The 3,508-nt window shown below is 68.8% G+C and carries 5 protein-coding genes; 3 read left to right on the top strand and 2 right to left on the bottom strand.

What is annotated here, in order from left to right; translation table 11 throughout:
- Positions 1-934: serine hydrolase domain-containing protein (locus VAE53_RS10370; RefSeq protein ID WP_322819304.1), on the top strand; the 934-nt coding region annotated here is incomplete at its 5' end.
- Positions 935-971: 37 nt separating this feature from the next.
- Positions 972-1,424, top strand: coding sequence for a pyridoxamine 5'-phosphate oxidase family protein (locus tag VAE53_RS10365; protein WP_322819303.1), 453 nt, complete (start codon positions 972-974; stop codon positions 1,422-1,424).
- A gap of 22 nt (positions 1,425-1,446) precedes the next feature.
- Here VAE53_RS10365 and VAE53_RS10360 read toward each other — a convergent pair whose 3' ends face one another.
- Positions 1,447-2,487, bottom strand: a complete 1,041-nt coding sequence (locus VAE53_RS10360) for an MBL fold metallo-hydrolase (RefSeq protein ID WP_322819302.1) — start codon at positions 2,485-2,487, stop codon at positions 1,447-1,449.
- 100 nt (positions 2,488-2,587) lie between these two features.
- Positions 2,588-3,028, bottom strand: a complete 441-nt coding sequence (locus VAE53_RS10355) for a phage holin family protein (protein WP_322819301.1) — start codon at positions 3,026-3,028, stop codon at positions 2,588-2,590.
- 108 nt (positions 3,029-3,136) lie between these two features.
- Here VAE53_RS10355 and VAE53_RS10350 point away from each other — a divergent pair.
- Positions 3,137-3,508, top strand: a 372-nt coding sequence (locus VAE53_RS10350) for a hypothetical protein (RefSeq protein WP_322819300.1), incomplete at its 3' end; no start/stop codon positions are given.

Genomic DNA, 3,508 nt, shown 5'->3' with positions numbered 1-3,508 from the left:
AGTGATCGAGTACGAACAGCCGGTCGCGCGCTATTGGGAGGCTTTCGGCCAGCGGGGGAAGGAGCGGGTGACGGTCGCGCAGGCGATGAGCCACCAAGCGGGGCTCCACGCGATGCCGATGGACCCGGAGGCGGCGGCCCCGCTCCTGGAGTGGGAGAACGGGCTTCGCTATATCGAGCGGGGCGAACCGGCCTGGGAACCGGGGACGGCGACGGGCTACCACGCGATCACGTATGGATGGATCGTGGGCGGCATCATCGAACATGCGGACGGGCGCCACATTCAACAGGTGCTGGCGGAGGAGATCGCGCGGCCGCTGGGTCTGGAGGGGGAGATGTTCATCGGGATTCCCGAAGGGGTGGAGGGGCGGCTGGCGACGCTGCAGACGGTGCAGGAGCAGGAGGCAGCGGGACAGGGCGGGCAGCAACGGGCGGCGATGTTCCAGGTGCCGCCGGACCACGATTTCTTCAAGGCGATGCCGCCGCGGCTGGGATGGAACTTCAACGATATGCGGGTGCGGCGAGCCTGCCTGCCGGCGGCGAACGGGCACTTCACGGCGCGAGCGTTGGCGAAGATGTACGCGGCGCTGGCGAACGGGGGTGTGGTGGATGGGGTGCGGCTGGTTTCGCCGGAGCGGATTCGGGCGATGAGCGCGATCCAGACGGAGGAACCGGATCGGGTGTTGATGATGCCGCTGCCTAAGAGCATCGGCTTCTTCAATGGCGGGAAGATCGCCGGGCAGCACGGGGCGATGGGCCCGCGGCGGACGGCCTTCGGGCACCCGGGCGCCGGCGGGTCGATTGCCTTCGCCGACCCGGAGGTGGGCCTGGCGGTGGCGGTGACGATCAACAAGATGCAGTCGACGCTGCAGGCGGAGGGGCCGACGTTCGAGATCTGCGAGGTGATTCGCCAGGAGCTGGGCGTGGCGGGCTGAGCTGGCGGGGAGCGACCGGGCCGGGCAGGATCGGTGCGTGGGGACGCGACGCCTGAGCGACGAGGAAGTCGGGCTGGTGCTGGCGAAGGAGCGGATTGTGCGGGTGGCGTTTTTCGGCGCGGACGGCCATTTCCTGGTGCCGCTCTTCTACGCCTGGTGGGAGGGTACGCTCTGCGGGCTGACGACGCCGGGGCGGAAGGTGGCGATGGGGAGGGCGAACGACCGGGTGGCCTTCCAGGTCGACAGTACGGCGACGACGGGACCGTGGGAGTGGGCTTCGGTGTCGGGGCATGGGCGTTGGGTGGAGGTGCGCGATGCGCTGGAGTTCGGGGAGTTCGCGCCGGTTTTTTACGCGCGGCTGGCGGATGCGCCGGGATGGGCGGTGGCGGCGTTGGAGGCGCGCTTCGGGGAGCGCGGTGTGGTGGGTTGGCGGATCGTGCCGGAGGCGCTCGATGGCCGAGCACACGGCCCCGAGGAGGCGGACGACTGAGGCTCGTGGTGGCGCGCGCTGGCTAGACGGGGAGCCAGTAGAGCTGCTTGCCGCGCATGACCTTGGCCAGCCGGCCGAGCTCGAAGAGGTATTCGAGGTGGGCGAGGGTTTCGCCGACGGCGGCGCGCTGCATCCAGGGCTCGAATTCTTCGAGCCGGCCGGTAGCCCATTTGACGCGTCCGGCGACTTCCCAGGCGGTGGAGCCGCCGCGGTCGACGCAGGCGAGCATTTCTTCGAGGCGGAGCTCGTGGTGGTCTTTGATTTCGCGGATGCGCTTCTTGAGGTCGGTGATTTCGAACTCGTGGGCGGGGAGGACGAGCTGGACATCGAGGTCGACGAGGGCTTCGAGGGAGCGCATGTAATCGCCGAGTGGGCTTCCGTGGGTCTGGGCGTGGATGGAGACGTTGGGGGTGATGGTGGGGAGGATGTGGTCGCCGGTGAGGAGGATTTTGCGGTTGGGTTCGTAGAGGCAGATGTGTCCGGGGGAGTGGCCTGGGGTCCAGATGACTTCGAAATCGAAGTCGCCGACTTTGAAGCTTTCGCCGCCTTTGAGTTGGGTGTCGGGGGGGACGGCGGCGACGTTGCCGAGCATGCCGAGGGAGCCCTGGGCCATTTGCGGTGTGGCCATGGGGGGCACGCCGTTGATTTCCATGAAGCGTGCCATTTCGTCGGTGAGGGCCCGGGGGGCGAAGTAGCGGGTGGCGATGACCTCGGCGTCTTTCTCGTGGACGACGACGTCGCAGGAGGAGAGCTGCTTGAGGCGGCCGGCCATCCCGTAGTGGTCGGGGTGGATGTGGGTGATGACGAGGCGCTGGACTTCGGTGGGGTGGGAGCCGTGCTCGCGCATGCCTTCTTCGAGGGCGCGGTAGGCGGAATCGGTGTTCCAACCGCAGTCGACGAGGACGACGTCGCCGCCATCTTTGAGGAGGTAGGGGAGGACGTAAGGGAGGCCTTTGGTGACGCGGGGGTGCTCTTGGAGCTGGCGGCGGAGGGCTTTGGCGTCTTCGATGGTGAATTGGGGGAAGGGGGTGAGGAGCTGGTAGATGCCGTCGATGATGCGCATGGCTTCGTCCGGTGGGTGCTCGCCGCCCGGCGGGTCGGCGGCGAGGTCATCCTACGCAGATGATTCGCGCGGGGCAAAAGGATGGGGCGGCGCGGGCGGCTCAGTCGAAGCGCCGGGCGACGCGGCCGGGATCGATGAAGCGGGTGAGGAGGAAGCTGACGATGCTGACGAGGATGGCGCCGAAGAAGGCGCTCCAGAAGCCATCGATGTGGAAGGCGATGCTATCGAATTTGCCGGCGACCCAGGCGGTGAGGGCGAGGAGAGCGGTGTTGATGAGGATAAGGAGGAGCCCGAGGGTGAGGACGATGCCGGGGAGCGCGCTGAGGATGAGGAGCGGTTTGAGGTAGGCGTTGAGGAGACCGAGGATGAGGGCGACGGCGAGGGTGCTGCCGAGCCCGCTGAGGTGGATGCCGGGCACGAGGGCAGCGGCGACCCAGACGGAGGCCGCGGTGACGAGCCAGCGGACGACGAAGGCGGCGATGCGGCCGGCGGTAGAGGGCGCGCGGCGGGCTCTGCCGACGATGATGGTGTAGCCTCGCACGCCGCTAGTTTGGCACAAGAGGAGGGGTCTGACACCTTTTCGCCTCTGGGGCCGATATACGATGTAGGCTCGGGAGGGCCCGCGGGGAGTTCACGAGGGAATGGAAGGGTGAACGAGGCTAGGCGAGTGGGCGAAGACGTCGAATTGGCGCTCGGGGGCGCGCCAGCTGGGGGAGAGGCGGCGGTGCTCGCGGCGATCGCCCGGCGCATCGGCGGGTTGGCGGTGCCGGGGCCGGATGCGGCAGCGATGGAGCGGATGTGGGCACGCTTCGAGGAGCGAACGAGGCGGCGCCGCGGGGCGGCGTGGCTCCTCGGCTGGCTGGGGCTGGGCTTGGAGCGACGGCCGCTCGTGCAGCGGCTGGCGGCTGGGGCGATGCTTCTCGCGGCGACGGCGGGGGGCGCGCAGGCGGCCGGCTTGGATGTCGCGGGGGCGGCGCGTGTCGCGGGGGAGTTCGTGGTGAACGCGGCCCGCAATCTCGAC

The sequence above is a fragment of the Tepidiforma sp. genome, from assembly GCF_034432735.1.
Lineage (GTDB): Bacteria > Chloroflexota > Dehalococcoidia > Tepidiformales > Tepidiformaceae > Tepidiforma.
Note: the sequence above shows the minus strand (reverse complement) of the source record. Positions and strands in the feature narration are given on the sequence as shown.

Excerpts from the sequence above, each read along its gene's own strand:
- VAE53_RS10360 (WP_322819302.1), bottom strand. The coding sequence starts at position 2,487 with ATGCGCATCATCGACGGCATCTACCAGCTCCTCACCCCCTTCCCCCAA.